The organism is Bifidobacterium catulorum (assembly GCF_003129925.1).
Taxonomy (GTDB): Bacteria; Actinomycetota; Actinomycetes; order Actinomycetales; family Bifidobacteriaceae; genus Galliscardovia; species Galliscardovia catulorum.
The window spans coordinates 1-2,714 of the sequence record NZ_QFFN01000069.1 but is presented as its reverse complement, the minus strand read 5'-3'; the positions used below and the strand labels follow the sequence as shown (position 1 = coordinate 2,714).

The 2,714-nt window shown below is 67.8% G+C and carries 4 protein-coding genes; all 4 read right to left on the bottom strand.

What is annotated here, in order from left to right:
• Positions 1-199: 199 nt before the first annotated feature.
• On the bottom strand, positions 200-592 hold the full coding sequence (locus DF200_RS11185; protein ID WP_241520240.1) for a hypothetical protein: 393 nt from the start codon (positions 590-592) through the stop codon (positions 200-202).
• Between the two features lie 15 nt (positions 593-607).
• Entirely contained in the window at positions 608-1,111 is a 504-nt protein-coding gene (gene ribH, locus DF200_RS10485; RefSeq protein WP_109138211.1) for a 6,7-dimethyl-8-ribityllumazine synthase, read from the bottom strand.
• A gap of 1 nt (position 1,112) precedes the next feature.
• Positions 1,113-2,381 carry a bifunctional 3,4-dihydroxy-2-butanone-4-phosphate synthase/GTP cyclohydrolase II gene (locus DF200_RS10480; RefSeq protein WP_109138210.1) on the bottom strand — a complete coding sequence of 423 codons (1,269 nt, stop codon included), beginning with the start codon at positions 2,379-2,381 and terminating at the stop codon, positions 1,113-1,115.
• Positions 2,382-2,514: 133 nt separating this feature from the next.
• Positions 2,515-2,714: hypothetical protein (locus DF200_RS10975; RefSeq protein ID WP_206603445.1), on the bottom strand; the 200-nt coding region annotated here is incomplete at its 5' end.

Here is a 2,714-nt window from a genome sequence, read left to right as displayed (position 1 = left end):
GGTTGAGGGGAGCTGTCGGCGAAGCCGACTGAGGGGAGTTGTCCCCACCCAACCGGCTCCCCCACGAACGGTGGGGGAGCTGTCAGGCGACAGCCTGGCTGAGGGGGCCCACACAGCAACACACCCCTCCCCACAGACCGCCTACGGCGGCCAGCTCCCCTCCCACGGAGGGGAGCCGATCAGAGAGCCCCCAATCGGCTCAGCGGCCGAGCAGTCCGGCGATCTGGCCTACGACGTCGACCGGCAGACCCGCCTGTTCTGCGATGGCGCCCAGGTCGAGACCCTGCCCGAGTCCGGCACCCTGCTCCTGAATCATGCCGGCGACGTTGGCGATCTGGTCGGCGTTGATGTTCTCCGTGGCCAGCGCCTGCAGGTCGCCCAATTGGTCGGCGTTGATAGTGTCGCCCACGACGTTCTGGATCTCGCCGAGCTGGTCGGCGTTGAAATGCTCGCCGATCACCGCGGGCAGGTCGCCGAGCGACCCGAGGTCGAACCGTCCGCCGAGCGCGTCGCCGACGGCGTTCGCCGCGTCACCGGCCACGCCTCCCAGCGCACCGGCCGCGAGGTCCCTGATGCTGTCGAACAATCCCATGTCCGGCTCCTTTCGTCACTCGCCCGCGTCGACGGCACGCAGCACGTTGATCATCTCGATGGCGCCGAGCGCGCAGTCGAAGCCCTTGTTGCCGGCCTTGGTGCCGGCGCGTTCGATGGCCTGCTCGATGTTCTCGGTGGTGATGACGCCGAACAGCACCGGAATGTCGGCGCCGAGCGACACCTGCGCGATGCCCTTCGCGGTCTCGTTGCACACAAGATCGTAGTGGGAGGTGCTGCCGCGGATGATGGCTCCGAGGCAGATCACGGCGTCGTAGCGTCCGGTGGCCGCCATGCGCTTGGCGACGATCGGAATCTCGAACGAGCCGGGCACCCATGCCACGTCGATGTTCTCGCCGGCCACACCATGCCGGCGCAGTCCGTCCTGCGCGCCGGACAGCAGCTTCGACGTGATGAATTCGTTGAATCGGGCGACGACGATGCCCACGCGCACCGGCTTGGCGGCGGTGCCTGCGGCGGCCTGTGCGCCGGCGACGAGCTGTCCTTCGAATACGGTCATGTCAGTTCTCCTTTACCAGGGCGCCGAGCAGGTGCCCCATGCGTTGTTGTTTGGTTGACAGATAGTTCGCGTCGAATTCGTTCGGCGGGATGATGATGGGCACGCGCTTGTCGATGACGATGCCGGCGCCTTCAAGCTGGCTGATCTTGTCGGGGTTGTTGGTCATCAGGTCGACGGACCGGATGCCGAGGTCCTCAAGGATGGCGGCCGCGGTCTCGTATTCGCGCGCGTCGGCGGGGAATCCGAGCTTGAGGTTGGCGTCGAGCGTGTCGAAGCCCTGCTCCTGCAGTTCGTAGGTGCGTAGCTTGTTGAGCAGCCCGATGCCGCGTCCCTCCTGACTGAGGTAGAGCACGACGCCGCGGCCGCGTTCGGCGATGCGGCGCATGGCCTCGTGCAGCTGGGGGCCGCAGTCGCAACGCTGAGAGCCGAACACGTCGCCGGTGAGGCATTCCGAATGGATGCGGCACAGAACCGGCTCGATGGCGGCGCCCGCGTCGCCGGCAGCGGCGGCGAGGATGTCGTCGCCCATGACCAGGGCCACGTGTTCGCCGCCGTCGTCGGATTCGTAGCCGAGCATGGTGAACCGGCCGTATTCGGTGGGCAGGTTCACCTGGGCCACGCGGCGCACGGTGTGGGGGAACGCATGAGTGCGGCGGTACCGCTGCAGCTGGGCGATGGTGATGTATGTCAGCCCATGTTCGGCGGCGAACGTCTCAAGGTCGCCGCGGCGCATCATGGTGCCGTCGGTCTTCATCATCTCGCAGCACAGGCCGGCCGGTTCGAGCCCGGCCAGGCGGACCAGGTCCACGGTGGCTTCGGTGTGGCCGTTGCGTTCGAGCACGCCGCCGGGGCGTGCGACCAGCGGGAACACGTGGCCGGGTCGACGGAAGTCCTTCGGGCGGGTGTCCGGGTCGATGCACGCCATGACCGTCACGGAACGGTCGCGTGCGCTGATGCCGGTGGATGTGGTCACGTGGTCGATGGACACGGTGAACGCGGTGTGGTGGTTGTCGGTGTTCGTCGCGCACATCGGCGGCAGGTCGAGCCGCTGCGCCAGTTCGGCGGTCATCGGCGTGCAGATGAGGCCGCGGGCGTGCGTGGCCATGAACGCGATGTTCTTCGGGGTGGCGTAGCGTGCGGCGCAGATGAGGTCGCCCTCGTTCTCGCGGCTTTCGTCGTCGGCCACGACGACGATGCGTCCGGCGGCGATGTCGCGCACGGCCTGCGCGACGGGGTCCAGCGGGGTGGAGGCGGGGTTGCTGTTGGTCATGATTTGTCCTTTATGCGATTGCGATTGCAAATACGATTGCGAATGCGAATGATTACGTGATCGGGCCCTCCCCTCAGTCCGCCTGCGGCGGCCGGCTATCCTCCTCAGGATGGGAGCCGAGGGCAGGGCAAGACTAGAAGCCGTGTTCGGCGAGGAACGATTCGGTGATGGTGGCGGGGTGGGCGCCACCTCCCGAGGCCGGGGACCCGCCAGGCCCCTCGCCCGCGGCCGACCCCTCGCCCAAGCCGCCCCACGCCCCGCCCGCGGCAAGCAGCCGGGCCACGTATTTGGCGATGGTGTCGGTCTCAAGGTTCACCCCGTCTCCCACCCGGC

Bases quoted from the DNA above. Each gene is read 5' to 3' on its own strand.
- ribH (WP_109138211.1), bottom strand. From the start codon at position 1,111: ATGACCGTATTCGAAGGACAGCTCGTCGCCGGCGCACAGGCCGCCGCA.
- DF200_RS10480 (WP_109138210.1), bottom strand. From the start codon at position 2,381: ATGACCAACAGCAACCCCGCCTCCACCCCGCTGGACCCCGTCGCGCAG.
- DF200_RS11185 (WP_241520240.1), bottom strand. From the start codon at position 592: ATGGGATTGTTCGACAGCATCAGGGACCTCGCGGCCGGTGCGCTGGGA.